The organism is Nocardioides sp. dk884, assembly GCF_009557055.1.
GTDB lineage: Bacteria > Actinomycetota > Actinomycetes > Propionibacteriales > Nocardioidaceae > Nocardioides.
On the sequence record NZ_CP045649.1, the window covers coordinates 578,821 to 604,205 of the forward strand.

22 protein-coding genes and 1 tRNA gene are annotated in these 25,385 nt (G+C 72.6%); 12 read left to right on the top strand and 11 right to left on the bottom strand.

The features are described from left to right. Nucleotides 1-49 precede the first annotated feature (49 nt). Together GFH29_RS02800 and GFH29_RS02805 are read right to left on the bottom strand one after the other, a co-directional pair. Nucleotides 50-1,162, bottom strand: coding sequence for a 2-oxoacid:ferredoxin oxidoreductase subunit beta (locus GFH29_RS02800; RefSeq protein WP_194289574.1), 1,113 nt, complete (start codon nt 1,160-1,162; stop codon nt 50-52). Continuing rightward, nucleotides 1,159-3,162, bottom strand: a complete 2,004-nt coding sequence (locus tag GFH29_RS02805) for a 2-oxoacid:acceptor oxidoreductase subunit alpha (protein ID WP_153321952.1) — start codon at nt 3,160-3,162, stop codon at nt 1,159-1,161. The genes GFH29_RS02800 and GFH29_RS02805 overlap by 4 nt, the downstream gene beginning before the upstream one ends. 346 nt (nt 3,163-3,508) lie before the next feature. Between GFH29_RS02805 and GFH29_RS02810 the strand changes: the two genes are divergently transcribed. From GFH29_RS02810 to GFH29_RS02825, 4 genes are all read left to right on the top strand, one after another. Continuing rightward, nucleotides 3,509-4,537, top strand: a complete 1,029-nt coding sequence (locus GFH29_RS02810) for a sulfate ABC transporter substrate-binding protein (protein ID WP_153321953.1) — start codon at nt 3,509-3,511, stop codon at nt 4,535-4,537. A gap of 24 nt (nt 4,538-4,561) precedes the next feature. Further along, entirely contained in the window at nt 4,562-5,413 is an 852-nt protein-coding gene (cysT, locus tag GFH29_RS02815) for a sulfate ABC transporter permease subunit CysT (protein WP_153321954.1), read from the top strand. Then, complete coding sequence (locus GFH29_RS02820) at nt 5,406-6,284, top strand: sulfate ABC transporter permease (protein WP_228387725.1); 879 nt, start codon at nt 5,406-5,408, stop codon at nt 6,282-6,284. The genes cysT and GFH29_RS02820 overlap by 8 nt, the downstream gene beginning before the upstream one ends. A gap of 70 nt (nt 6,285-6,354) precedes the next feature. Beyond that, nucleotides 6,355-7,326 (top strand): sulfate/molybdate ABC transporter ATP-binding protein, encoded by a 972-nt coding sequence (locus tag GFH29_RS02825; RefSeq protein ID WP_153321955.1) that lies wholly within the window; start codon nt 6,355-6,357, stop codon nt 7,324-7,326. A 107-nt stretch (nt 7,327-7,433) separates the two neighbouring features. Here GFH29_RS02825 and GFH29_RS02830 read toward each other — a convergent pair whose 3' ends face one another. Beyond that, nucleotides 7,434-7,925 carry a YajQ family cyclic di-GMP-binding protein gene (locus GFH29_RS02830; RefSeq protein WP_153321956.1) on the bottom strand — a complete coding sequence of 164 codons (492 nt, stop codon included), beginning with the start codon at nt 7,923-7,925 and terminating at the stop codon, nt 7,434-7,436. A 130-nt stretch (nt 7,926-8,055) separates the two neighbouring features. Between GFH29_RS02830 and GFH29_RS02835 the strand changes: the two genes are divergently transcribed. The 4 genes from GFH29_RS02835 (at nt 8,056) to GFH29_RS02850 (ending at nt 11,062) form a co-directional block, all read left to right on the top strand. Then, nucleotides 8,056-8,138: transfer RNA gene (locus tag GFH29_RS02835), tRNA-Tyr, on the top strand. Nucleotides 8,139-8,283: 145 nt separating this feature from the next. After that, entirely contained in the window at nt 8,284-9,825 is a 1,542-nt protein-coding gene (locus tag GFH29_RS02840; RefSeq protein WP_153321957.1) for an MFS transporter, read from the top strand. Next, entirely contained in the window at nt 9,818-10,390 is a 573-nt protein-coding gene (locus GFH29_RS02845; protein ID WP_153321958.1) for a TetR/AcrR family transcriptional regulator, read from the top strand. Before GFH29_RS02840 ends, GFH29_RS02845 begins: the two co-directional genes overlap by 8 nt. Nucleotides 10,391-10,459: 69 nt before the next feature. Continuing rightward, complete coding sequence (locus GFH29_RS02850; protein WP_153321959.1) at nt 10,460-11,062, top strand: cysteine hydrolase family protein; 603 nt, start codon at nt 10,460-10,462, stop codon at nt 11,060-11,062. 40 nt (nt 11,063-11,102) lie between these two features. Here the strand turns inward: GFH29_RS02850 and GFH29_RS02855 are convergent, their stop codons facing one another. After that, nucleotides 11,103-12,767, bottom strand: coding sequence for a carboxylesterase/lipase family protein (locus GFH29_RS02855; protein WP_153321960.1), 1,665 nt, complete (start codon nt 12,765-12,767; stop codon nt 11,103-11,105). A 99-nt stretch (nt 12,768-12,866) separates the two neighbouring features. Continuing rightward, complete coding sequence (locus tag GFH29_RS02860) at nt 12,867-14,519, bottom strand: carboxylesterase/lipase family protein (protein WP_153337086.1); 1,653 nt, start codon at nt 14,517-14,519, stop codon at nt 12,867-12,869. 345 nt (nt 14,520-14,864) lie between these two features. Between GFH29_RS02860 and GFH29_RS02865 the strand changes: the two genes are divergently transcribed. Further along, nucleotides 14,865-16,496 (top strand): carboxylesterase/lipase family protein, encoded by a 1,632-nt coding sequence (locus GFH29_RS02865; protein WP_153321962.1) that lies wholly within the window; start codon nt 14,865-14,867, stop codon nt 16,494-16,496. Nucleotides 16,497-16,520: 24 nt separating this feature from the next. Here GFH29_RS02865 and GFH29_RS02870 read toward each other — a convergent pair whose 3' ends face one another. Both GFH29_RS02870 and GFH29_RS20410 read right to left on the bottom strand, forming a co-directional pair. After that, nucleotides 16,521-17,069 carry an acyl-CoA thioesterase gene (locus GFH29_RS02870; RefSeq protein ID WP_194288901.1) on the bottom strand — a complete coding sequence of 183 codons (549 nt, stop codon included), beginning with the start codon at nt 17,067-17,069 and terminating at the stop codon, nt 16,521-16,523. A gap of 32 nt (nt 17,070-17,101) precedes the next feature. After that, a complete protein-coding gene (locus GFH29_RS20410) occupies nt 17,102-17,629 on the bottom strand; it encodes a hypothetical protein (protein ID WP_194288902.1) in 528 nt (175 codons plus the stop codon). A 135-nt stretch (nt 17,630-17,764) separates the two neighbouring features. Between GFH29_RS20410 and GFH29_RS02875 the strand changes: the two genes are divergently transcribed. Next, nucleotides 17,765-18,043 (top strand): SAV_915 family protein, encoded by a 279-nt coding sequence (locus GFH29_RS02875; protein WP_153321964.1) that lies wholly within the window; start codon nt 17,765-17,767, stop codon nt 18,041-18,043. 12 nt (nt 18,044-18,055) lie between these two features. On the opposite strand, the gene GFH29_RS02880 is transcribed toward GFH29_RS02875, so the two are convergent. The 3 genes from GFH29_RS02880 to GFH29_RS02890 all read right to left on the bottom strand — a co-directional run bounded on the left by GFH29_RS02880 (nt 18,056) and on the right by GFH29_RS02890 (nt 23,066). Continuing rightward, a complete protein-coding gene (locus GFH29_RS02880) occupies nt 18,056-20,899 on the bottom strand; it encodes an FAD/NAD(P)-binding protein (RefSeq protein ID WP_153321965.1) in 2,844 nt (947 codons plus the stop codon). A gap of 164 nt (nt 20,900-21,063) precedes the next feature. Further along, nucleotides 21,064-22,014 (bottom strand): phosphodiesterase, encoded by a 951-nt coding sequence (locus tag GFH29_RS02885; RefSeq protein ID WP_153321966.1) that lies wholly within the window; start codon nt 22,012-22,014, stop codon nt 21,064-21,066. Between the two features lie 281 nt (nt 22,015-22,295). Next, nucleotides 22,296-23,066: a hypothetical protein gene (locus tag GFH29_RS02890; RefSeq protein WP_153321967.1), complete on the bottom strand. Its 771-nt coding sequence runs from the start codon at nt 23,064-23,066 to the stop codon at nt 22,296-22,298. 31 nt (nt 23,067-23,097) lie between these two features. Here GFH29_RS02890 and GFH29_RS02895 point away from each other — a divergent pair, with 31 nt between their 5' ends. Together GFH29_RS02895 and GFH29_RS02900 are read left to right on the top strand one after the other, a co-directional pair. Further along, on the top strand, nt 23,098-24,099 hold the full coding sequence (locus tag GFH29_RS02895) for a pirin family protein (protein ID WP_228387726.1): 1,002 nt from the start codon (nt 23,098-23,100) through the stop codon (nt 24,097-24,099). Nucleotides 24,100-24,198: 99 nt separating this feature from the next. Continuing rightward, complete coding sequence (locus tag GFH29_RS02900; protein ID WP_153337159.1) at nt 24,199-24,720, top strand: DNA-3-methyladenine glycosylase I; 522 nt, start codon at nt 24,199-24,201, stop codon at nt 24,718-24,720. A 3-nt stretch (nt 24,721-24,723) separates the two neighbouring features. On the opposite strand, the gene GFH29_RS02905 is transcribed toward GFH29_RS02900, so the two are convergent. Continuing rightward, nucleotides 24,724-25,320, bottom strand: a complete 597-nt coding sequence (locus GFH29_RS02905; RefSeq protein WP_228387727.1) for a flavin reductase family protein — start codon at nt 25,318-25,320, stop codon at nt 24,724-24,726. Between the last annotated feature and the right edge of the window lie 65 nt (nt 25,321-25,385).

Sequence of the window (25,385 nt, forward strand, 5' to 3'; positions counted from 1 at the left end):
CCGCCGGTCGGCGGGGGCCCTCGTGGCTGTGCTGCGGGTCAGGTGACGCTCAGACGACTGTCCAGGTGTCGCCGCCGCCGATGAGGGCGGCGAGGCGGTTGCTGGGGTCGTCGTCCTGGTCGCCCTTGGCCGTGGTGATCTGGGCGCGGGCCTGGTCGTCGTAGGTGGGGCGCTCGACCTGGCGGAAGATCCCGATGGGGGTCTGGTTGAGGTAGCCCATCTCGGTGAGCCGCGAGATCGCGAAGGCGATCGAGGGGTCGGGGTTGTGGGCGTCGTGGACGAGGACCGCCTCGGTGCCGACCTCGGAGACCTCGGCGACGGTGACGCCGCCGGTGGCGGGGTCACGGATCAGGCCCTTGTGGCCCAGGCCGTCCTCGAGGGTGGCGCCGAAGCGGATCGCCTCACCGTGCACGAGCGGGATGATCGCGTCGTGCTTGGTGTCGTTGTTCTTGATCGCATCGAACGCGCCGTCGTTGAAGATCGGGCAGTTCTGGTAGATCTCGACCAGGCTGGTGCCGCGGTGCGCGGCGGCGGCGGCGAGCACCGAGGTGAGGTGCTTGCGGTCGGAGTCGATCGTGCGGGCCACGAACGACGCCTCGGCGCCCAGGGCCAGGGAGACCGGGTTGAACGGGTGGTCCACCGAGCCCATCGGGGTGGACTTGGTGACCTTGCCGGTCTCGGAGGTGGGGGAGTACTGACCCTTGGTGAGGCCGTAGATCCGGTTGTTGAACAGCAGGATCGTCATGTTGACGTTGCGGCGCAGGGCATGGATGAGGTGGTTGCCGCCGATGGACAGCGCGTCGCCGTCGCCGGTGACGACCCACACCGAGAGGTCCTCGCGCGCGGTGGCCAGGCCGGTCGCGATCGAGGGCGCACGGCCGTGGATGGAGTGCATCCCGAAGGTGTCGAGGTAGTACGGGAAGCGGCTGGAGCAGCCGATGCCGGAGACGAACACGATGTTCTCGCGGCGCAGCCCGAGGCCGGGCAGGAAGCCCTGGACGGCCTTGAGGACGGCGTAGTCGCCGCAGCCGGGGCACCAGCGGACCTCCTGGTCGGAGGTGTAGTCCTTGCCGGTCTGCGCGGCGTCGGTGCTGGGGACCAGCTCGGTGCCGGTGCGCAGCGCGGGCAGCCCGAGGTCGGTGCCGGGATCGGTGGTCGTCACTTCTTCGCCTCCGCGATCTGAGCGGTGTGGGTGCTGACGGGGTTGGCGTCGGTGTCGTCGGTGTCGGTGTTGGACAGGTCGACCGGGACGCCCTCGGCCTTCGCCACGAGCTCGGCGATGGCCTCGGCGAGCTCGGCGGCCTTCAGCGGGAGGCCGCGGACCTGGTTGTAGCCGATCGCATCGACCAGGTATTCCGCACGCAGCAGCAGCGAGAGCTGGCCGAGGTTCATCTCGGGGACCAGCACCTTGTCGTAGCGCTTGAGGATCTCCCCGAGGTCCTTCGGGAACGGGTTGATGTGGCGCAGGTGGACCTGGGCGACGTTGAACCCGGCCTTGCGGACGCGGCGGATGCCGGCGCCGATGGGGCCGTAGGTGGAGCCCCACCCGATGACCAGGACCTTCGCGGCACCGGAGGGGTCGTCGACGACCAGCGGGGGCAGGGAGTCGGCGATCCGGTCGATCTTGGCCTGGCGCAGCCGGGTCATCTTGTCGTGGTTGTCGGTGTCGTAGGAGATGTTGCCGTGCCCGTCGGCCTTCTCCAGGCCGCCGATGCGGTGCTCGATGCCGGCCGTGCCGGGCACCGCCCACGGACGCGCGAGGGTGTCGGCGTCACGCAGGTAGGGCCAGAACTCGTCGGGCTCGGCGTCGGGGCCGTTCTCCTTGGCGTTCTTGGCCGAGACGTGGTTGGGGCCGGTGGCGAAGCCGGGCTCGATGCGGGGCAGCTCGGCGACCTCCGGGACTCGCCAGGGCTCCGAGCCGTTGGCCAGCATGCCGTCGGAGAGCAGCATCACCGGGGTGCGGTAGGTGATCGCGATCCGGGCGGCCTCGATCGCGGCGGCGAAGCAGTCGCCGGGCGACTGCGGCGCGATCACCGGGACCGGGGACTCACCGTTGCGCCCGAACATCGCCTGCAGCAGGTCCGACTGCTCGGTCTTGGTCGGCAGGCCCGTGGACGGGCCGCCGCGCTGGACGTTGACCACCACCAGCGGCAGCTCGGTCATCACCGCCAGGCCGATCGCCTCGGACTTCAGCGCCACACCGGGCCCCGAGGTCGAGGTGACACCCAGTGCGCCACCGAAGGACGCCCCGATCGCGGCACCGATGCCGGCGATCTCGTCCTCGGCCTGGAAGGTGGTGATCCCGAACGACTTGTGCTTGCTCAGCTCGTGCAGGATGTCGGAGGCCGGGGTGATGGGGTAGGTGCCCAGGAACACCGGCAGGTCGGCCTGCACACCGGCCGCGACCAGGCCGTAGGCCAGCGCGAGGTTGCCGGTGATGTTGCGGTAGGTGCCTGCGGCCACCGGGGCCGGCTTGACCTCGTAGGAGACCGCGAACGCCTCGGTGGTCTCACCGAAGTACCAGCCGGCCTTGAACGCGGTGATGTTCGCATCCCTGATCGCGGGGACCTTCGCGAAGCGGCGCGTCAGGAACGCGATCGTGGAGTCGGTGGGCCGCCCGTACATCCAGGAGACCAGGCCGAGGGCGAACATGTTCTTGGCCCGCGCGGCGTCCTTGCGCGAGAGCCCGAACTCCTTGACCGCCTCGATCGTCATCCCGGTGAGGTCGACCGGCTGCACGGCGAACTCCGCGAGCGTGTCGTTGTCCTCGTCGAGGGGGTTGACGGTGTAGCCGGCCTTGTCCAGGTTGCGCTTGGTGAAGTCGTGGGTGTCCACGATGATCGTCGCGCCCTTGGGCAGGTCGCCCAGGTTCGCGCGCAGCGCGGCCGGGTTCATCGCGACCAGCACGTCGGGGGCGTCGCCCGGGGTCAGGATGTCGTGGTCGGCGAAGTGCACCTGGAACGACGACACCCCCGGGATCGTGCCCTGAGGGGCCCGGATCTCGGCCGGGAAGTTCGGCAGCGTCGCCAGGTCGTTGCCGAACGACGCCGACTCCTGAGTGAACCGGTCACCCGTCAGCTGCATCCCGTCGCCGGAGTCACCGGCAAAACGGATGATCACCCGGTCGAGCTGCTTGACCGGCTTGGTGGTCTCGCTGGACACCTCGCGCCCACTTCCCTTGCTGTTTCAGTCGCCTGCTGGCCGCCGACACCTCGGTCGGCCAGACGTCCAGCCGATCGTACTAGGAGTAGGTCGTATCGAATATACGATCCCGCGCTCCGGTCGATGCGGCCGTCTCCACGATAGTTCGCCGGCGCCTGCCGACCGATTCGTCTCACCTGTCCGGACGGCTCCGCGACGACGGTGCGCCGTGCTGCCCGCAGCTGCGGTCCAGACCAAATCGACCCCCTTCGGCGATTCGATGTGCATCAGATCCACAAACATGACTAATCTGGCCGAGTTAGTTGTTGAGCCTCGGTTACGCCGTGGCGACGAAAGGGTGCAGATCATGAAGCGGAACCTGAAGACGTGGGTGGCCGGCGGCCTTGCCGGCGGCCTGGCGCTGTCGCTCGCGGCGTGCGGTGGGGACGCCGACGGCGGCGACAGCGACACGCTGAGCATCGTCGGCTTCGCCGTCCCCGAGGCGGCCAACAAGGCGATCGGCGAGGAGTTCAACAAGACCGAGGAGGGGGAGGGCATTCGGTTCAAGACCTCCTACGGCGCCTCCGGCGACCAGAGCCGCGCGGTCGAGAGCGGACTGGACGCCGACTACGTCCACTTCTCCGTCGCCAGCGACGTGACCCGCCTCGTCGACGCCGGCCTGGTCGAGGACGACTGGGACGCGGGGGACAACAAGGGCGTGGTGTCGCGCTCGGTGGTGGTCTTCGGTGTCCGCGACGGCAACCCCGAGGACATCCAGGACTGGGACGACCTGATCAAGCCGGGCGTCGAGATCGTCACCCCGAACCCCGCCTCCTCCGGCGCGGCCCGCTGGAACGCGCTCGCTGCCTGGGGCCAGGTCGTGGCCAACGGCGGCACCGAGGCCGAGGCCAAGACCTACGTCGACAAGTTCTTCGCCAACGTCGTGTCGCTGCCCGGCAGCGGTCGCGACGCGACCACCAGCTTCCTCGGCGGCACCGGTGACGTGCTGATGGCCTACGAGAACGAGGCGATCCTGGCCGCGCAGAACGACGAGGGCTTCGAGTACATCATCCCGGAGACCACGCTGCTCATCGAGAACCCGGGCGCCGTGCTCAAGGACGCCGACCCGGTCGCCCAGGACTGGCTGGACTTCGTGCTCAGCGACGAGGGCCAGCGCCAGTTCGCGCTGACCGGCTTCCGCCCGATCCGCGACGACGTCGACTTCGGCGGCACGGTGGAGGGTGCGAAGGACCCCAGCGACCCGTTCCCGACCGTGCCCAACCTGCTGACGGTCGAGAAGGACTTCGGTGACTGGGACACGGTCTCCACGAAGTTCTTCGACGAGGAGGACGGCCTGATCACCAAGGCCATCGCTGCCTCCGGCAAGGCGGACTGACCAGTCCCTCGGCTGGCGTTCGTCATGGCCACGACCACTATCGCGAGTGGCCGACCGGCGGGGAAGCGTCCCCGCCGGTCGTCCACGCCCACCAACCTGACCAGGGCCTCCGGCCTGGGCCTGGGTGTGGCGATGATCTGGTTCAGCCTGCTCGTCCTCATCCCTCTCTGCGCGGTGATCATCACCGCCGCCGAGGGTGGCTGGGGCAGCTTCTGGGCCACCATCACCAACGAGCAGACCGCCTCGGCGATCCGGCTGACCGTCCTGACCTCAGCCCTCGTCACCCTGGTCAACGTCTTCATGGGAACGCTCATCGCCTGGGTGCTGGTCCGTGACCGGTTCCCCGGCAAGGCGGCCCTCGAAGTCCTCATCGACATCCCGTTCGCGCTGCCCACGATCGTGGCCGGCCTCGTGCTGCTCTCCCTCTACGGCACCGACAGCCCCCTGGGCGTCGACGTCGCCAACCAGCGCTCCTCGGTGTTCTTGGCGTTCCTGTTCGTGACGCTGCCGTTCGTGGTGCGCATGGTGCAGCCGGTGCTCGAGGAGCTGGAGAAGGACGTCGAGGACGCCGCGGCCTCGCTCGGCGCCAGCAGGCTCACGACGTTTCGCCGCATCATCCTGCCCAGCCTCACCCCGGCCATCGCGGCCGGCGCCGCGCTCTCCTTCGCGCGCGGGGTGAGCGAGTACGGCTCGCTCGTGCTGCTCTCGGGCAACCTGCCGTTCAAGACCGAGGTCGTCTCGGTGCGCATCCTCGGCAGCGTCGAGAACGACAACCTGGCCGGCGCGGCCTCGGTGGCCACCGTGCTGCTGGTGATCTCGCTCGCCGTGATCGTCGCCCTCGACATCATCCAGCGGAAGGTGGCGTCCCGTGGCTGACATCGACGTCGCCGAGCGTCCGGTCCGCGCGGCCCCGCCCGCACGCGCGCCGCGGCGACGCTGGCGCCCGAAGAGCCCCGCGACGTACCTGATGCGGCTCGTCGTCGTGACCTACCTGGTGCTGCTGGTCGCCTGGCCGGTGGTGCTGGTCGGCACCAACACCTTCGACGACGGGCTCACCTCGGTGCGCGAGATCCTCGAGGACCCCGACGTCACGACCGCGCTGCGGCTGACCGCGCTGGTCGCGGTCTGCTCGGTGGTCATCAACACCGTCTTCGGGGTGGGGATGTCCCTGCTCCTGGTGCGCTACCAGTTCCCCGGCAAGCGGCTCCTGAGCGCGCTGATCGACCTGCCGCTGTCGGTGTCCCCGATCGTGGTCGGCGTCTCGCTCGTGCTGGTGTACGGCGGGCGCGACGGGTGGTTCGGTCCGGCGCTGGAGAGCGCGGGGTTCCAGGTCATCTTCGCCACGCCGGGCCTCGTGATGGCGACCGCCTTCGTGGCGCTGCCGCTGGTGATCCGCGAGGTCGTGCCGGTGCTGGAGGAGATCGGCACCGAGCAGGAGCAGGCCGCCCGCAGCCTCGGGGCGAGCTCGATGCAGACCTTCTGGCGCGTCACCCTGCCGGCGATCAAGTGGGCGGTCGTCTACGGCGTCGTCCTCAGCATGGCCCGGTCCCTGGGCGAGTTCGGCGCGGTGAAGGTCGTGTCCGGCAACGTCCTCGGCGAGACCCGGACCGCCACCCTCGTGGTCGAGGAGAAGTACCTCAACTTCGACCAGCAGGGCGCCTACGCGGTGGCCTTCCTGCTCGCGATGGTCTCCGTCGCCTGCATCGTCATCGTCGCGATCATCCGTCCCAAGGAGGAGAAGAGGTGAGCGGCGTGAGGAGCACCCGGCCCGGCCCCGCCCCCTCTCTTGCGGGCTACCCCGAAAGGTTCGTGAACCCATGAGCATCGAAGTCAAGGGAGTGAGCAAGCGGTTCGGTGACTTCGTCGCGCTCGACGACGTCAGCGTGTCGATCCCCAGCGGTCAGCTGACCGCCCTGCTCGGCCCCAGTGGTGGCGGCAAGTCCACCCTGCTGCGGATCATCGCCGGCCTCGAGTCGGCCGACACCGGCAGCATCCTCATCGAGGGCGTCGAGGCGACCAACCTGCCCGCGCAGAAGCGCAACGTCGGCTTCGTCTTCCAGCACTACGCGGCGTTCAAGCACATGAGCGTCGCCAAGAACGTCGCGTTCGGCCTGGAGATCCGCAAGCGGCCCAAGGCCGACGTGGCCCGCCGGGTCGAGGAGCTCCTCGACCTGGTGCACCTCTCGCAGTTCGCCCACCGGCTGCCCGCGCAGCTCTCCGGCGGCCAGCGCCAGCGCATGGCCCTGGCGCGGGCCCTGGCGGTCGAGCCGAGCGTGCTGCTGCTCGACGAGCCGTTCGGTGCGCTGGACGCCAAGGTCCGCAAGGAGCTGCGCGACTGGCTGCGGCGCCTGCACGACGAGGTGCACGTGACGACGGTCTTCGTGACCCACGACCAGGAGGAGGCCCTCGAGGTCTCCGACGAGATCGTGGTGATCAACGAGGGGCGCGTGGAGCAGATCGGCACCCCCGACCAGCTCTACGACGAGCCGGCCAACGAGTTCGTGATGGGCTTCCTCGGTGAGGTGACGGTGCTGGACAACCTCCGGCTGCGCCCGCACGACATCGACGTCTCGCTGGTGCCCGGGGACCCGTTGTCCACGTCGGGCACGATCACCCGCCTGCTGCGGGTGGGCTTCGAGGTCCGCATCACCGTCACCACCGCCCAGGGCGACGTCACCGTGCTCATGACCCGCACCGGCGTACGTCAGCTCGGCCTGGCCGAGGGCCAGCAGGTCTGGCTGGCTCCTGCCGCCGGGGCCACCACGGCCCCGGTCCCGGTGGCGGGCTGACGCCCGCCACCCCCCGAACGCCGCCCGCCTGAGGAGACTGCACCCCTTCTCAGGCGGGCGGTCCTGTTCTCGGCCCGGGGGAAGCCCCCGTGCCCCCGGCGTACGGCTCAGCGGTAGTTGGTGAACTGCACCGCGAAGTCGAGGTCCTGACCCTTGACGAGGGAGATGACGGCCTGGAGGTCGTCGCGCTTCTTGGAGCTGACCCGCAGCTCGTCGCCCTGGATCTGCGCCTTGACGCCCTTGGGGCCCTCGTCGCGGATCAGCTTGGAGATCTTCTTGGCGTCCTCGGAGGAGATGCCCTCCTTGAGCGTGATCGAGATCTTGGACAGCTGCCCCGACGGACGCGGCTCGGAGGCGTCCAGGATCTTGAGGCTCACGTCGCGCTTGACGAGCTTGCCCTTGAAGACGTCGAGGACCGCGTTGGCGCGGTCGTCGGCGGAGGCGGAGATCTCGATCGCCTGCTCGCCGGCCCACTCGATGGTGGCGCCGGTGCCCTTGAAGTCGAAGCGGGTGGCGATCTCGCGCGCGGTCTGGCCCAGCGCGTTGTCGACCTCCTGGCGGTCGATCTTGCTCACGATGTCGAACGACGAGTCGGCCATGACTGCTCCTCGGTTGGGCCGGGGCCGTCCCGACCGGGACGGACACCCCGGCATTTTTCATCTGCGGTTGTGCCTACGCTATTGTTTCGTCTCGTTGTCGTCCCGCCAAGCCGGGCCGGCAGCACCATGAGGCAGGTTGCCCGAGCGGCCAATGGGAGCGGACTGTAAATCCGTCGGCTTACGCCTTCGAAGGTTCGAATCCTTCACCTGCCACAGCAGCGCCCCCGGTCCACCAGGACCGGGGGCGCTTGTGGTTTTCGGGGTACACCGCGCTCGCGGAGCGCCCCGCAGGGCGGTGACGAAACGAACAACCGCCCGGACTGCACAACAGTCCACATGGTCGGTTAGCGTCCATCGCATGACTCAGGAGACCGCCGCTCCGGCATCCGAGGCGCCAGCGCGCGCCGGGCGACGCGAGTGGGCAGCGCTCGGCGTGCTGGTGCTCGTGGTGATGCTGCTGGCGATCGACGGCACCGTGCTCTACCTCGCGGTCCCGTCGCTGAGCGCCGACCTCGCCCCGTCCTCGAGCCAGCTGCTGTGGATCGGCGACATCTACTCCTTCGTGCTGGCCGGGCTGTTGATCACGATGGGCAACGTCGCCGACCGGATCGGGCGCAAGCGACTGCTGCTCATCGGTAGCGCGGCGTTCGGCACCGCCTCGGTGCTGGCGGCGTTCTCGCCCGATGCCGGCACCCTGATCGCGGCACGCGCGCTGCTCGGCGTCGCCGGGGCGACCCTGATGCCCTCGACCCTGTCGATCGTGCGCTCGATGTTCGCCGACGCTGCGCAGCGCACCCGCGCGATCGCGCTCTGGTCGGTGGGCGCGACGGCGGGCGCCGCCCTCGGACCGCTGGTCGGCGGCGTGCTGCTGGAGCACTTCTGGTGGGGATCGGTGTTCCTCATCAACGTGCCGGTGATGATCGTCGCGCTGGTCGCCGGCTGGTTCCTGCTGCCGGAGTCGCGCGGCCGCGCCGGGCAGCGCATCGACCTGGCCTCCTCGGTGCTGTCGATCCTGGCGATCGTGCCGCTCGTGTACGCCGTCAAGCACTGGATCGCCAGCGGCTTCGACGCCGTGGTCGTCGCGGCCCTCGTCCTCGGGCTGGTGGCGGGGTGGGTCTTCCTGCGGCGTCAGGCGCGGCTCGCCGTACCGCTGCTCGACGTCTCGCTGTTCCGGGTCCCCGCCTTCAGCGGAGCGGTCGCTGCCAACCTGCTCTCGATCTTCGCCTTCCTGGGTCTGCTGTTCTTCTTCTCCCAGTACCTGCAGCTGGTGCGCGGCCTCGGGCCGCTCCAGGCCGGCCTGGCCGAGCTGCCCGCGACATTGGCCTCGATCGTCGTGATCGCCCTGATCGGCGTGCTGCTCGCACGACTGGGTGCGGGGCGTGCCATCAGCACGGGCCTCGCGGTGGCGGCGGTGGGCCTGGCCGGCATCAGTGCCACGGCCACCTGGGACACCTTCTGGGGCCTCGGGCTGGCCCTTGCGGTCATGGGTCTGGGCGTCGGGATCGCGATGACCCTGTCGACCGACGCCGTGGTCAGCGCGGTGCCGAAGGACCGGGCCGGCGCAGCGTCGGCCATCGCCGAGACCGCCTACGAGCTGGGCGCGGCGCTCGGCATCGCGCTGCTGGGGTCGTTGCAGATGGCGATGTACCGCGCCCGCCTCGACCTGCCGGCGGACCTGGAGCCGGCGGCCATCGACACGGTGAGCGACTCGCTGGCGACGACTGTCGTCACCATCGAGGACGCAGCGGTGGTCATGGCCGCGCAGGAGGCCTTCACCTCCGCGATGCAGACGACGGCGATGGTGGCGGCCGCGATCCTCCTGCTCGCCGCGGTGGTCGCGTGGCGCATGATTCCGTCCGTGATCACGGTGGGGAGGAAGGTGGGCCACGGCGATGGGTGAGCGAGAGCTGGTCCGCGACCGGGAGCGCACCCGCCGCGCGATCCTCGAGGCCGCGGAGCGGGCGATCGTGCACAAGGGGACGAAGGTCAGCCTGGCGGAGATCGCCGCGCTCGCCGGGGTGACCAAGAGCGGGCTGATGCACCACTTCGCGACCCGCGACGACCTGACCGCTCACCTCGTCGAGCACATCTGCGCGCGCATGTGGCAGGAGGTCCGCGCGCACGTCGACCTCAGCGAGAACCGGCCGGGCAAGTTCACCCGCGGCTACGTCCGCGCCCTCACCGGCGGCAGCGAGTACGTCACGCGCATCTTCAGCCCCAGTGGCCTGCTCGCCACGCTGGGCTCGCTCGACGCCGAGCTCACCGCGCCGTTCGAGGAGGAGGACGCCCGCGCCTGGAACGCGGCGTTCGACGCCGACGGGCTGCCCGCCGGGCGCGCACTCGCCGTGCGGTACGCCGCGGAGGGGCTGGCGGCCGCCGTCAACACGCCGTACCTCACGGCCGATCAGCTGGCCGACGCCCGAGCGGAGCTCCTGGCGCTCACGGAGGTCGACGCGGCGCCTTGATGCGTCAGACATCCTCGGGTTCACTGGCGCTCCCCGGGCGAGCGACGCCCCCGCTCCTGTGAGGTGAGGATGTCCCTGTCCGGCGACACGACCGCCCTGCTCGTGGTCGACATGCAGAACGGCTTCCTCGACCCCGCCGGGTCCATGGCCAGGATGGGCATGCCCCACGAGAGCCTGCTGCCCGCGATCGTGGGGTGCGAGCGGCTCGTCGCGGGCGCCCGTGCGGCCGGGATTCCGGTCATCTTCACGCGCTACGTGTACCTGCCCGGCCACCTCGACGGTGGGCTCCTGCCCACCGAGCTCCTCCCGCAGATGCGGGAGGTCGACGCGCTGGTCACCGGCACCTGGGACGCCGAGATCATCCCGGCCCTGACACCGCGGGCGGGGGAGGTCGTCATCGACAAGTCACGTCCCAGCTCGTTCTACGGCACCCAGCTCGAGCCGGTGCTCACCAGCCAGGGGATCCGGCAGCTGGTGATCGCGGGCGTGACCACCAACATCTGCGTGGAGACCACCGCACGCGACGCGGGGCAGCGCGACTACCGGGTGCACGTGCCCGCCGACGCCTGCGCGGAGTACGACAAGGCGCGCCACGACCACGCGCTGACCACGATCGGCTTCACCTTCGGGTGGGTGACTTCCGTCGAGGACGTGCTGGCGCACTGGTCCTGACGCCCCCGGTACGTCCGCTGCGACGACTGCCGTCTCGGGCTCAGCCCAGCCACATGTCGCAGTGGTGCTCGGCGACGAACGCGTCTCCCGCGATCACCCGGGTACGCCCGCCGGCGAGGAACAGCAGCCGCTGCTCGCCGGACCCGGTGCGGAACCGGGGCCAGGCGCCGACGTCCCTGCCGGTCGGGCGCCCGGTGTGGGCCAGTCGTGACCAGTGGCCGATCATCACTCCGCTGAGCCGGAGCTGCGCCCGATTGAGCGAGCCGACGATCTCGGACTGCCACAGGTAGGGCAGCTCGGCCGAGTGCCCGGAGCCGATCCGGTACGACGGCGGGATGGTCATGTACGGGCGCAGCGGCGCCGTCTCGTCGCGGAACTCATAGGTCCAGGTCGGGGTGAACCGCGAGATCGACCGGGTGACGGGCAGCGCCGTGCAGACCCGGTCGTCGGTCTGCACCTTGGCCCGCGCCACACCCGGAGTGCGGTAGTCCGAGAGCGGGTACTCCGCGAGGATCTCCGCCGCCCGCTCGCCGTACGCCTTCTCGATCTGGGCGACGTACGACGCGGGGGTCACCGGCTGGCGGACCATGTCGTTGGCCTCGTAGACGAAGGCGCGGCCCTCGTTGCGGACGTTGCCGATGATCACCGGCACCCGGTTGAACCGTCCGCTGGCGAACGCGTCCTTCGGCAGCAGCGGCAGGTCGCTGCCGCCGGCGACGGTGCTCGATCCGGTGCCGGTCGCGGCCTGGGCGTCGAGGAGGTCCGCGACGCTCGTGGCGCGCAGGCAGGCCAGCGCCGTGTCGGCGTCGGGACACCCGGCGGCCTCGGCGAACCGCAGTCCGGCAGCGTGCGACTCCTCGCGCGTCAGGGCGTTCCCGCAGGACCCGGCGCTCTGGACCACGGCGGCGGAGAAGAGCCCGGCGGCCGAGGGCGAGGCGAGCAGCCAGCACACCGCTCCGGCGCCCGCCGACTGGCCGGCGATCGTCACGCGCCGGCGGTCACCGCCGAACGCGGCGATGTTGCGCTGGACCCAGCGCAGCGCCTCGACCTTGTCGAGGTTGGCGTAGTTGCCGCCGGATCGGCCGTCGGCAGTCTCGACGTCGAGCCCGGGGAGGTTGAGGCCGCCCAGCACGCCGAGGCGGTAGTTGACGGTGACGACCACGGAGTCGCCCTGGTCGGCCATCCGGACCGGTGCGGCGTCGGTCGCGGCGCCGTTGATCCCGCCGCCGCCGTGGAAGAACACCTGGACCGGGCGCTTCCCGGTGGCCCTGCGGGGCGTGTAGACGTTGAGGAACAGGCAGTCCTCGGCACGGCTGGCCGCATGTCCCGGTCGCCAGAAGACGGCCAGCTGGGCGCACTCGGCCCCCGGCCTCAACGCCGTGCGCGTGCCGGTCCACGGCCGCTGCGGCCTCGGTGCTCCCCAACGGGCGGCCGGGACGGCGTACCGGATGCCGCTGAAGACGCGGTGGTTCTGCTTCACGGCTCCGCGCAGGCGTCCGTCGCGGGTGCGCACGGTGGCGCCGGCGTAGACCTTGTCCGTCGTTGCCGTGCTCGTCGCCGCCCGGCCGACGGCCGGCTCGTCGGGAGCCGTGGACGCGAGGGCGCTCGCAGGTACGGCGAGGGCGGCTGCGAGGCCGACCCCCAGTCCGATGTGGAGGGTGTGGCGGGCGAACGCCCGCGGGATCCTGAGCCGATCTGTTCTCAACGTGCTTCTCCTCCGTTGTGCCGCGCGGGGCGCGGGCGTGGATGACCGGACGGGCCGCGCGGGCCCGGGCGACGAGGCCCGGGCCCGCGCGGTCGCGGCTCAGGGCGCCGGTGCGACCTCGTCCCACAGGGCGCAGCCGTGCTGCGCGTCGATCGCCGCGTGGGTCACGACCCGTGCCGTGGGGGCGGTGAACTGCAGCATCCGACCCTGGGGGCGGTAGCGCGGCCATTGCGGCGCGTAGCGCGGGTCGGGGCTGCCGTCGCGGGCGAACTCGCCCCAGTAGCTGATCATCTGGTCGGAGAGCGCGAGCTGGTCGGTGGACAGCGGCAGCGAGGTGCCGAGGTAGTCCCACAGGTAGCCCAGCTCGTTCACGTGGGTCGCGCCGAAGGGGTAGTCGGTGTCGAGCAGCCAGATCGAGGTGAACGGCGGCCCGTCCTGCTCGGCGAACTCGTAGGCGTAGGTCCTGGTGTCCGCGCCCAACCGGTCGCGCAGGGTCTGATCGCGGCACGCCCGCTGGTCGCTCTGGACGTCGCCCCACGCGACGGTGGGGGAGAAGTAGTCCTCCACCTGGTACGCCGCGCGGACGCGGTCGGCCTGCTCGCCGTACGTCGTGGTGACGAGCTCGTCGAACATCTCAGGGGTGATCGGGTTGCCGACGTAGTCGTAGGCGCCGAAGACGCTCTGCTGGGACTCATCGGAGTTCGCGCCCACGATGACCGGGAGATCGGTGAGCCGGCGGGCCTTCATCAGCTCGACCGGGTCCCGCGGCAGCACCCGGGTGCCGGCCACGGGTCCGGACTGGCGCACGGTGGTCTGCGCGGCCAGGACCTCGGCGGGCGAGGCAGCGCGCAGGCAGGCGACCTGGGTGGCGGGATCGGTGCAGCCCAGCTCGGCAGCGAACCGCTCGCCACTGGTCCGGGCGGCCTCGAGGGTCCGCGCCGGGTTGCCACCGCCGCTGTGGAGCGCGGCGCGGTCGAAGAGGCCACGGGCGCCGGGCGAGGCCAGCTGCGCCACCGTGTTGCTGGCGCCGGCGGACTGCCCGGCGAGGGTGACGTTGTTCGGGTCGCCGCCGAAGGACCGGATGTTGCGCTGGACCCAGCGCAGCGCGGCCTGCTGGTCGAGCAGCCCGAAGTTGCCGGTCGAGCCGTCCCGGTTGTCGGCCTCCAGCGCCGGCGTGTCCAGCCAGCCCATCGCGCCGATGCGGTAGTTGATGGTCACGTAGACGACGTCTCGACGGGTCACGAACTTCGACGGATCGGTGTCGCGCCCGGCCCCGCCCACGTTGCCGCCGCCGTGGTTCCACACGAACACCGGCAGGTTCTTCGAGCGGCTCCCGCTGGGCCGGTAGACGTTGAGGTAGAGGCAGTCCTCGGTCAGGGTGGGCTGGTCGTAGCCGGGGTCCCAGCCGGTGCCCTGCACGCAGGACCCGCCGAACTCGGTGGCGTCGCGGACCCCCGACCAGGCCCGCGCCGGCCGGGGCGCCCGCCAGCGCAGGTCGCGCACCGGCGGAGCGGCGTACGGGATGCCCTTGAACGAGGTCACCATCGCTGCCGCCTCACCCCGGACCAGACCCTTGTCCGTGCGGACGACGGGGTGTTGGCCCCGGAACGCCTCGCGACCAGGCGACGACGAGGAGCTTCGCTGCTCGCCGGGGGCACCGCTGACGAGCGCGCTCGCCGGCACCGTGACGGCCGTCGCGAGCGCCGCGCTGAGCACGGCCACCCGCCAGGTCTTCCATCGTTGTGCTCTCACCCTGGTCTCCTCCGAGAAAGGCGTTCCCGGTGGAGCGCTGCGGAGCCCGAGAACCGACGTATGGGTCCCGACGACTCCGCCGTCGAGGTGACGCACGTCACAGGCGGAGGCTAAGAGGTGGTAGCAGGGGTGTCAAGGAACGTCAGATCGCGCACAGAATCTTCAACCCATGAACGTTTTTCGGGGACGTGCGGCGAGGTGTACGGAATTGCTGTCGACTCTTGACGCCGGTTCGCGCTCGCTGGCACCGTCGGGCCACGGCTCCCGCTGCCCGGCTGGTGGCGCTCGGCCGGTCCGGTCTCGGTGTTCCCCGGTCTCGGGGAAGGAAGCAAGGGAGCTGTCCTCATGACCCGTCCACCCGTGGTGCGCGCACGCACCGGCCGCTCGAGGCGGCGCTCCTGGGTCACGGCGTTGGCGCTCGGCGCCGTCGTCGCGACCACCTTCTCCGCGCTGGCCGGACCCGCGTCCGGCGAGCGCAGCAGCGCCACGAGCGCGGCGGCCGCCGACCTCGTCGTCCGCACGCCGTACGGCGCGGTGCGGGGCAGGTCCGTCGGGGGCGCCCAGGCGTTCCTCGGGCTGCCGTTCGCCAAGCCCCCGGTCTACGGGCGCATGTGGAAGGCGCCGGTCGAGCCTGCTGCGTGGCGCGGGGTCCGCGACGCCACCGAGCAGGAGGCCGCCTGCCTGCAGTTCGAGCCCACCGGGGTCAAGAACAGCCAGCCGACCAGCCTGGACTGTCTCTATCTCGACGTCTACCGCCCCTCGCGCGTCCCGGCGGGCCGGCGGCTGCCGGTGATGGTGTTCTTCCACGGCGGGGCCGGGACCCAGGGATCGGGCGTCCTCTACGGCGGGCAGACCCTGGCCGAGCGCAACGACGTGATCGTGGTCAGCACGAACTACCGGCTCGGCGCGTCCGGCAACCTCGCGCTGCCGGGTCTCGACGCCGAGAATCCGGCCACCGGCGGAAACTTCGCCCTGCTCGACCAGGTCCAGACGCTGCGCTGGGTGCGCAAGTCGATCGGCGCCTTCGGTGGCGACCGTCGCAACGTGACCATCTTCGGCCAGTCCGCCGGGTCGCGCGCGGTCTGCAACCTCCTGGCGACGCCGCTGACTCGCGGGATGTTCCACCGGGCCGTCATGCAGAGCTCACCCTGCCTGGGCGGCGGCACCACGGCGGAGGAGGCGCACCAGCGCAGCGAGGCGTACGCCGCAGCGCTGGGCTGCCCGGCCGGCCCGGACCAGCTGCGGTGCCTGCGCCACGCCTGGCCGGCCGCGATGGTCCAGCAGTTCGCCACGAACCGCCCGGCGGCGTACGTCGGCGCGGCGGCGCTCCCGGCAGCCCCGGGGGATGCGATCGCCGGCGGTCGCTGGCACAAGGTGCCGGTGCTGATGGGCAACACCCGCTGGGAGCAGAAGCTGCAGAACCAGCAGTACGCCGCGATCGGCGCCGAGGAGTACGAGGCGATGGTGATCGCGCAGTTCGGCGAGCAGGCCGGGCGGATGGTGCTCGAGGAGTACCCCGCCGAGGACTACGAGAAGCCGTTCTACGCCCTGGCCGCCGTGCGCACCGACGCCGGCGCCGGCTGCACGATGGACACCAACGCGCGGCTGTTCGCCGGCCAGCGGGTCCCGGTCTACCGCTACGAGTTCGACGACCCGACCAGCCCGACCCTGTTCGGGTTCCAGCCAGCCGGCACCGACATGTCCAGCGCGCACAGCGCCGAGCTGGCCTACCTGTTCGACTTCACCCTCGGCGACCGGCCGCTGAGCGCTCGCGAGCGGCGCCTGGCGCACTCGATGCAGGACTACTGGGCGGCGTTCGCGCGCACGGGACGACCGAACGCGCGAGGCGAGGTTCGCTGGCCGCGCTACACCGTGGCCGGCGACCGGGCGCTCAAGCTGGCGCCCAGGATCCGGGTGGTCACGGGGCTGCGGGAGGAGCACAACTGCGACTTCTTCGACAGCCTCCCTGACGCCTGAGGAGGCGGGACGGGGGTCCGGCGCTCAGCCGGGCCCCTGCCCCGTGGTCGCCGAAGACAGCTCGACGAGGGGCACTCCCTGCGCCCAGCTGTCCAGGTGCTCGCGCAGCAACGGCGGGATCGCCCGGGCCGAACCCTCGGGGGTGACGGTCACGATCGTGATCAGGGCGCGGGCGACCACGACGTCGTCACGGGTGCGCACCATCTGGTGGACCATGTCGAAGGAGCCCCGACCGACCCGCCCCAGCCGCAGCTCGACACGGATCTCCTCGAACAACCCGACGGCGACGAGGTAGTCACACTCGGTGTGGCAGGTGACCGTCCAGAAGCCGTGCCGGTCCTTGAGCTGGTCCTGGCGCAGGCCGTTGAGCAGGAACCACTCGCTCTGCACCCGCTCCATCCAGGGGAACCACGCCGCGAAGTAGAGGATCCCCGCCGGGTCGGTGTCGGCGTAGCTCAGCCGGAAGGTCAGCGAGTGCAGGGCCGGGGTGCTGGTCGGCGTGCTGGTCGGCGAGGTGATGGCGCTCTCCTGGTCGTACGGCGCGGGCAGCGGATCCGCCTCGCGAGGCGCCAACCTAGCAATTGCTCGGGAGCCCTGCTTCCACGTCACGCTGCGCGGCTCGCATGGCGCGAGGCGTCGGCCAGGGCGACGGCGAGGGCGGCGCAGAGGGTCAGGGTGGCCGAGCGGTCGCCCGACCCGCGGGCGGCCACCTCGCGCAGGGCGTTGCCGCAGCTGCGGTACTCCGGCGCGAGGTCCGGGCCAAGGGCGCCGTCGCCCAGCTGGCGCAGGCGGCGGGCGCCGGCATCGAGGAGGACCGTGACCTCCATGCGTCGCGCCGGCGTCAGCGGCACCGTGTCCCCGCCGCCGACCACGTGCCGCGCCAGCAGGTCGACGAGGTCGCCGACCCGGCCGAGGTCAGCGACGAACTGCAGCTCGTCCAGGAGACGGGGCATCGGCACGCGCGGCTGGGCGCGCACGAGGTCGGTGACGACGGCACGCGTCCGGCGCCGTCCGGGCGACCCCCGCAGCACCTGGCGCGCCGCGGGCTTGTCCCCGTCGAGCACCGCGTGCAGCGTCTTCTCGAAGGCGCGGGTCGTGGAGCTGAGCAGGTCATGGAGCTCGACATCGGTCATGCGCCGATGCTGCGGCGCCGCGCGAGGCGGCGATAGGGCGCGAACCGAACCTTGACGGCGAACTGACGCGCCTTGGCGACATCTTGGCGCCTCGACCACTACCGGCCGCCCGCCGGCCTCGGCAGGGTGAGGGACGTGAACAGCTCTCCTCGCTCGGTCCTGCTCGTCCCGGTCCACCACGCGGCATCGGGGGTGGCCACCCTGGTGCTGGCGCGCCGACCCGACGGCGTACGCACCGGGGTGGCGTTCGCCTCCGTGGCCGCGCTCGAGCGGGCCCTGGGTGTCGGGCAGCCGCGCCTCGCGATGGGCCTGTCCGCGCTCCGGGGCATGCTCGCCGAGGTCGGCGTGCACGGCGTACAGGTCGATCCCGAGGCGATGGCGCGTCCCGCGTCGGCGCTCCCCGCCGTGTCCTGAGCGCGGTGGGCGTCAGCTCCCGACGCGGTCCGGGGCGGGGCGCAGCGAGGCCTGGCGGCGCAGGTCCAGCGGCGAGGGGCGGCGGTCCAGCCGCTCGTGCAGGATCCGGGCGGCGTCGGCGGCGCGGCCGTCGTTGACCAGGCAGAGCAGCAGCGTCTCCTCGACCACCTCGCGCTGAGCGGCGGAGCCGCCGACGCGGACCAGTGCGGGCAGCACGTCCTCGATCAGCTGCGCGGCCCGACCCCACTGCGCCTCGGCGGCGGCGCCGAGGGCGTCGCAGACGGTCGCGACGGTGCCGCGCAGCACCGCGTCGGAGGAGCGGCGGCACTGGCGCGCGAGCGCGTCGAGCCGGGCGGTCTCGCCGGCGGCGGCCAGACCGATGGCGGCGTGCAGGGCCACGAACGGCGTCTGCGGGCGGGTCAGGAGTGCCGCGTCGACGGCCGCCAGCACCGGCTCGACCGGCGGGGGCGCGGTCTCGCCGGCGAACACCGCCGGCGCGCCCGGCAGCGCCGCAGCCACGGCGCCGTCCCAGTCGGTGGTGGTCACCCGCCAGCGCCACAGCAGCGAGGCGGAGTCGATCAGCGCCCGGACACCGCAGACCTCCGGCGGCGCGAGCTGGGAGTAGTAGCGACGGCGCACCGCCTCGGTGTCGCCGATCGCGAGCTCGTGCAGCGCGGCGTGCCAGGAGAAGTGCGCCCGGTGGCTGGCGCCGCGGCCGCTCTCCGCGACCCAGTGGTCCAGCCAGACCCGGCCGGGCTCGTGCTGGCCGGTCTCGTAGAGCACGTGGGTCTGGGCGTGCACGGCGTGCCCGGAGGACGGCTCGCACGAGAGTGCGGACTCCGCCAGCAGCCCGGCCTCCTCGAAGCGACCCTGGTCCTGGCGGGTGAAGGCGAGCAGCGAGATGTACCACCAGTGGTCGCCGTACGCCGGGGCCAGGCCCTCGACGAGGTCCCACGCCTCCTGCTGCACGTCGGTGACCCCGGAGAACGCGATGGTCGGGACGGCGGCGGAGACCGCGAGCACGTCGCGGGGGTGGGCGGCGATGTGGTTCATCAGCGCCTCGGCGCCGGTGCGCCGCACGTCCTTGACACGCAGCCCGACCACGTCGACGAGGCTGCGCTCGCGCTCGTCGCCGCGCTGGCGCACGGCCTTGCGGGCGGCGTCCAGCGAGGCCTTCACGTCGGCGTCGGCGCCGGCCTCGTGGCCGAGCATCGCCAGCGCCGCGTGGCCCAGCGCGAACCCGGGGTCGAGCTCGGTGGCCTGGCGCAGCAGGGCCTCGGCGCCGTCCTGCAGGCGCATCACCCGCTCCAGCCCGGCGTTGTACGCCGCAGCCGCCTCGGTGGTGGTCGACAGCGGCAGGCCCAGCGGGTCGCGCGGACGGGCCACCGGGTGGTGCCCGCCGACCAGGCGCCCGTCGGCCAACCGGCGGGGGAGCGGGGCGACGGCGTCGAGCACGTCGCGGGCGACCGCGGCCGCCTGGACCCGGATCTCCGGCACCGCCGTGGTCTCCCACAGCTCGCCGCGCCGCAGCGCGCCCAGCGTCCACAACGGGGCGTCGACCTCACCGTCCGAGGCGAGCAGGCGACCCTCGCGGGTGCGCACGCCGAGCCCGCCGACGTCGGCGGTGGCCAGCGACGCGCCCCCGCGCTCGCGCAGCAGGTCGTCGATGACGGGGTTGCCCAGCAGCCGCAGGTCGGTCTGCGGCCCGGTGCAGTTGACCACCCAGCCGACCTCGCGGCAGGTGCCGTCGGACAGCGTCACCCGCAACCCGCCGGCGGGCAGCGGCTCGGCGTCGACGACCCGCGCGCTGGCCAGCTGCAGGCGCCGGTCCTCGCGCAGGCCGGCGATCCGGGCGGTGCTGGTGGGGGCCATGCGGTGGCGGTGGATGTTCCAGCGTCCGGCGTCCTCGGCGAGGAAGCGCAGCTTGTCCTCGTCGCTGAAGCGGCTCCACAGCTCCTGCACGCGGAAGCGCAGGCCGTCGATCGCGGGGCGCCAGTCACCGGTGGTGGCCGCGACCTCCGCGACGTGGCGCTCGACCTCGACGCGGACCTCCTCGAGGGTGCTGCCCCAGTCGGAGATGTCCGGGATCGCCGCGAGCAGCGGGCGCGGCGCGTGCGGGCGGGGGAGCTCGCCGCTGCGCGAGATCGCGTGCACGACCCGGTCCGGGCGGTTGCGCTCGTCGGTCAGGGAGAACGCGACGTCGACCATGGTCAGCCCGGCGCCCACCAGCAGCACCTCGGGCAGGCCCGCGCGGTCGCGGCGTACGACGTCGAGCGCGCCGGGCGCCCACGGATCGGGGACGAAGAAGGCGGACGCCGCCAGGGAGGGCGGCGCCCAGGAGTGGCCGGCCGCGGGCAGGCCGGGCGCGATCACCGCGGCGTCGGCGGCGACCTCCGCGCCGTCCGCAGTGCGCAGCGCGACCCCGGTCCCGGTGCGGCGCACGCCGACGACCTGCTTGCGCACGTGGCGTACGCCGACCTCGCCCAGCGCGCCCCGCAGCGCCTCCTCCAGGGTGTCGTCCAGGTAGCGCGACCACTGACGCCGCGGCGCGAAGTCGTAGGGGTCGGTGGTGGCGTCGGGGTCCTCGCGGTGGCGCCAGGCCACGAAGTGGCCGGGGTCCTCCGGCAGCGCCGTCATGCCGGAGGCGGGCACGTTGAGCAGGTGCTGGTCGTCGGTCGTGCCGAAGGCGACGCCGCGCGCACGGTGGTCGGCCGGGTCGATCAGGACGATGTCGACGCCGGTGCTGCGCCGCGCGGCGGTGCGGGTGAGGTGGAGGGCGACGAGCGACCCGGCGGCACCGGCGCCCACGATCGCGACGGTCGGTCGGTGGGTGCGGGAGCGGCGCGGGTCAGCCATGTCGCGTAGTCCGTTCTAGTCGATTAATCTGCAAGACATTGGACAGATTAGCCGGACCGGCGACGCGCACGGCATCTCCGGGGCCTGTGTCTCCTGACGCATCTGGGCAGTGTGGCACCGGGCGGGCGCCGTCGACAGGGGCTCGGGCCAGGCGCCGGAGAGCCTCACCGAGACGGGGTGTGGTCCTCCCACTCGGCGTTGAAGGGGGAGTCCTTGCGGGAGAGCAGCTCGCGCCGCTCCTGAGACGTCAGCGCCGCGAGCTGCTCCGCGGCGTCGGGGGCATAGCCGGTCACCTCGGGCGCCTCGGCCAGCGGGACGACCGTCTGCACCAGGCGGTCGGCGTACACGTGCACCATCGTGAAGGCCTGATTGCCGTCGACGCCGGAGACGAAGCGGCCGGTCGGGGCGGGGTCGGAGGTGTAGCAGCTCGCCGAGGCCACCGACACCGGCACGCCGGCGAAGGTGGAGAACGTCGTGAAGTGCAGGTGCCCGCCGAGGATGCCGCGCACGTCGGTGCCGGCGATCACCTCGGCGAGCCGGTGCTGGTCGGCGAGCTCGATGATCGCGGCCGCCGCCATCATCGGGACCGGGACCGGCGGGTGGTGCAGGGCGAGCAGGGTGCCGTGCTCCGCGGGCGTGGCCAGCACCTCGGCGAGCCAGCCCAGCTGCTCCTCGTCCAGCTCGCCGTGGTGGTAGCCGGGCACGCTCGTGTCCAGCGCGACCACCCGCAGGCCGGCCACGTCGTGCACCCGGTCCTGGGGCCGCGAGCACTCGGCGTCGTAGAGCCCGCGGGAGTACGCCGCCCGCTCGTCGTGGTTGCCCATCACCCAGACCACCTCGGCGCCGCGCCCGTCGGGCCCGACCAGCTCCGCGGCGACCGGCTCGACCAGCTCGCGCAGGCGGGCGTACGCCGCGGGCTCGCCCCGGTCGGCGAGGTCGCCGGTGAACACCAGTGCCTGCGGGACCGGGTCGAGGAGGCGCAGGCGCTCCAGGGAACGCGACAGCCCGGCCTCGGTGTCGACCACGCCGTACTGCCGCACGCCGCCGGTGAGCAGGTGCGGGTCGCTCAAGTGCGCCACGGTGTGCGTGGGGGCGGGGTGCTGGCCGAGCTGCATCCGCGCAGGCTACGGGCGCGGCCCCGGGCGGGTGACGCTTTCGGGCGGCTTCTCCCGAGCCTGGTCGTCGCCGATCCGCCGGTCGGTGGCCACCGTGCGTTCACCGCGGTGTCGGTGCCGGCGCCTAGCGTCACGGCTGTGCCCACGTGGGGAGTCCGCCACCGGGTGCCGGCCCTGGTGGGCCCGCATCCGCTGGCCGGCGCGCGGTGTCCGGACGCCGCCTCGTGGCGCCTGCCGTCCCGCTCACGCAGCGGTTGCGGCCCGGGTCATGGCCAGCCCGGTCAGGCTCGCTCGAGCAGCCCGAGCCCGCGCAGGTCCTCGCGCACGGCGGCGAGGTCGGCGGACTCCACGGACGTGCACCACCGACGGGCCCGGGCCAGCTCGTCGAGGTCCAGGTCGGCGAGTGCGGGGTCAGCGAGCAGCGCGACCACCTCGCCGCGCGCCGCGCCGTCGAAGGCAGCCAGGGTCGCGCGCAGCAGTGCCAGGACGCCTCGCCCGCTGTCGCCGTACGCCGTGCCGGCGCCGGCCACCGCGAACGCCGTCTCCCGGTCCAGCGCCGCGTCGATCCAGGCGGCGAGCGTGGCGGGGGCGACCGGGGGACGCTCCGGCCCGCCGACCGGCAGGCGCAGGCCGAGCTCGGCGCCGGCGACCTCGTCGGCGGCCGCCAGCCAGGCGTACGTCGGGTCCTCGGCGGGCAGCACGACCTGCACGGTCGCGTCGTCGGCCAGCGCCCCCTCCGCGCGGGCCGCGTCCACGGCCGCCACCACCCGGCGCGCGTTGCCGGCCAGGTCGCCGGGGTCGCGCAGGGTGATGACCAGGGCGCTCAGCGCCAGCCCGTTCCGCGTGCAGTACGCCGCCGGGCCGGCCACCTGACCGGCGCCGCCGGTCAGCACCACGCTGACCGGCACGCCGCCGTCCTCGCGCGACACCGACGGCAGGTCGAGGTCGCTGACGAGCAGCGACCGGGCGAGCGGGTCGTCGAGCACCGCGGGCGCGGCAGCTGTGGCGACGTCGAGCAGGGACTCCAGGGCGGCGGGCACGCGTTCGAGCACCGGTCTACGGTAGCCGTGCCACGATGGGCCGGTGACCAACCAGGAGCGTGATCCCGACCTGGTGACCTGCGCCAGCACCGGAGTCGGGGACCAGACGATCGAGGTGCTCGCGCCGCGCGAGGTGCCGCTCGGCGGGCCGCGCGCGATGCGCGTGCGGCGCACCCTGCCCTCGCGCAGCCGCTCGCTGATCGGTGCCTGGTGCTTCCTGGACCACTACGGCCCCGACGACGTCCCGCTGAGCGGCGGGATGAAGGTCGCCCCGCACCCGCACACCGGTCTGCAGACGGTGAGCTGGCTGTTCACCGGCGAGATCGAGCACCGCGACAGCGCCGGCCACCACGCGATGGTGCGTCCCGGCGAGCTCAACTTGATGACCTCGGGGCGCGGCATCAGCCACTCCGAGGTCTCCACGGCGGGGACCAGCACCCTGCACGGCGCGCAGCTGTGGGTGGCGCTGCCCGCCGAGCACCGCGACACCGCTCCTGGGTTCGTCCACCACGTCCCCCAGCCGGTGCGCGGCGAGGGGCACGAGGCGCGGGTGTTCCTGGGCTCGCTGCTCGGCTCGACCTCGCCGGTGCCGACGTTCACGCCGCTGCTCGGCGCGGAGCTGCTCCTCGGCCCCGGTGCCCGTCTCGAGCTGGACGTCGACCCCGCCTTCGAGCACGGCATCCTCGTCGACACCGGCGCGGTGCGGGTGGACGACCACGGGGTCGAGCGCGGCGAGCTCGCGCACGTGCCCACCGGGCGCGACCGGCTGACGCTCGTCGCCGGGGACGCCCCCACCCGGCTGCTGCTGCTCGGCGGCACGCCGTTCGGGGAGCGGATCGTGATGTGGTGGAACTTCGTGGGTCGCTCCCACGAGGAGATCGCCGCCCACCGTGAGGAGTGGCAGGCCCAAGTGCGGGCGGGCGACGGGGTGGTCACGGACGCCCAACGGGTGCGCCCGGGGCGCTTCGGCGTGGTCGTCGGCGACCGGTTGCCCCCGATCCCCGCGCCGCCGCTGCCCAACGCGCGGCTGCGCGAGCGGGGCTGAGCCGTGGCGGGACCTGCGGGCGCGGACACCTCGGGGACCGGCCCGGTCGTCGGTGAGGACGGCGTCGCGCGGTGCCCGTGGGCGGGACGCCCGGGGACGATGCGCGACTACCACGACACCGAGTGGGGCCGCCCGGTGCACGGCGAGGCCGCGCACCTGGAGCGACTGACGCTCGAGGCGTTCCAGTCGGGGCTGTCGTGGTCGACGATCCTGGCCAAGCGCCCGGCGTTCCGGGCGGCGTTCTGCGGCTTCGACGCCGACGCGATCGCCCGGTTCGGGGAGGGCGACGTGACCCGGCTGATGGGCGACGCGGGCATCGTGCGCAACCGCCGCAAGATCGACGCCGCGATCCTCAACGCGCGTGCCACCGTGGCGCTGCGCGCGCAGGAGGGGCTGGCGGCGCTGATCGCCTCGTTCGCCCCCGAGCGCGCACCGGCGCCGGCCACCGTCGAGGAGGTCGCCACCACCTCACCGGAGTCGCTGGCGCTGTCGAAGGAGCTCAAGCGGCGCGGCTTCGTGTTCGTCGGGCCGACCACGATGCACGCGCTGATGGAGGCGATCGGGATCTTCGACCCGCACCTGCTCGGCTGCCACCGCCGCGGTGGCGCGCACCTCGGCTGACGCTCAGCGCGGGCGGCGTACCTGAACCGGCTCGGGCGGCAGGCCCCACTGCGAGCCGCCGAGACGGGAGAGCGGCTCGAGCAGCGCGATCGAGGGCCGGTCGTCGACCAGCACGTCCTCGCGCACGGTGATCCGCACGACCCGGCCCAGCACCACCGTGGAGTCGCCGAGGCCGATCGTGGAGTGCAGCACGCACTCGATCGAGGCGGGGGAGGCGGCGACCCGGGGCGGGGCGACGCACTCGCTGGGCTCGGTGCGGATCTCGAGCTCGTCGGCCTCGTCCACGTCGTGGGGGTACGACGCGCTGCTGGCGTTGGCCGCCTCGAGCAGCGGCCGGCTGACGAGGTTGACGACGAACTCGCCGGTGGCGCGCACGTTGCGCAGCGTGTCCTTGTCGCCCACGGAGGTGAACTGCACGATCGGCGGCTGCGCGCACGCGACCGTGAAGAACGAGTGCGGCGCGAGGTTGCCGATCCCGTCGGCCGACAGCGACGAGACCCAGGCGATCGGGCGCGGCACGACCAGGTCGGTCAGCCACCGGTAGGCGTCGACGTCGGGGGAGCCGGGGTCCAGGACGCGGCGCGCGGAGGGGGAGGGCACGGCCCCACCGTAGGCACCCGGTGCGGTGCGCGACGTGACCCGCGCCGTGGTCGGGCCGTCCTCGG

Excerpts from the sequence above, each read along its gene's own strand:
- GFH29_RS02810 (WP_153321953.1), top strand. The coding sequence starts at position 3,509 with ATGAAGCGGAACCTGAAGACGTGGGTGGCCGGCGGCCTTGCCGGCGGC.
- cysT (WP_153321954.1), top strand. The coding sequence starts at position 4,562 with ATGGCCACGACCACTATCGCGAGTGGCCGACCGGCGGGGAAGCGTCCC.
- GFH29_RS02825 (WP_153321955.1), top strand. The coding sequence starts at position 6,355 with ATGAGCATCGAAGTCAAGGGAGTGAGCAAGCGGTTCGGTGACTTCGTC.
- GFH29_RS02830 (WP_153321956.1), bottom strand. The coding sequence starts at position 7,925 with ATGGCCGACTCGTCGTTCGACATCGTGAGCAAGATCGACCGCCAGGAG.
- GFH29_RS02840 (WP_153321957.1), top strand. The coding sequence starts at position 8,284 with ATGACTCAGGAGACCGCCGCTCCGGCATCCGAGGCGCCAGCGCGCGCC.
- GFH29_RS02845 (WP_153321958.1), top strand. The coding sequence starts at position 9,818 with ATGGGTGAGCGAGAGCTGGTCCGCGACCGGGAGCGCACCCGCCGCGCG.
- GFH29_RS02850 (WP_153321959.1), top strand. The coding sequence starts at position 10,460 with ATGTCCCTGTCCGGCGACACGACCGCCCTGCTCGTGGTCGACATGCAG.
- GFH29_RS02865 (WP_153321962.1), top strand. The coding sequence starts at position 14,865 with ATGACCCGTCCACCCGTGGTGCGCGCACGCACCGGCCGCTCGAGGCGG.
- GFH29_RS20410 (WP_194288902.1), bottom strand. The coding sequence starts at position 17,629 with ATGACCGATGTCGAGCTCCATGACCTGCTCAGCTCCACGACCCGCGCC.
- GFH29_RS02880 (WP_153321965.1), bottom strand. The coding sequence starts at position 20,899 with ATGGCTGACCCGCGCCGCTCCCGCACCCACCGACCGACCGTCGCGATC.
- GFH29_RS02885 (WP_153321966.1), bottom strand. The coding sequence starts at position 22,014 with ATGCAGCTCGGCCAGCACCCCGCCCCCACGCACACCGTGGCGCACTTG.
- GFH29_RS02900 (WP_153337159.1), top strand. The coding sequence starts at position 24,199 with ATGCGCGACTACCACGACACCGAGTGGGGCCGCCCGGTGCACGGCGAG.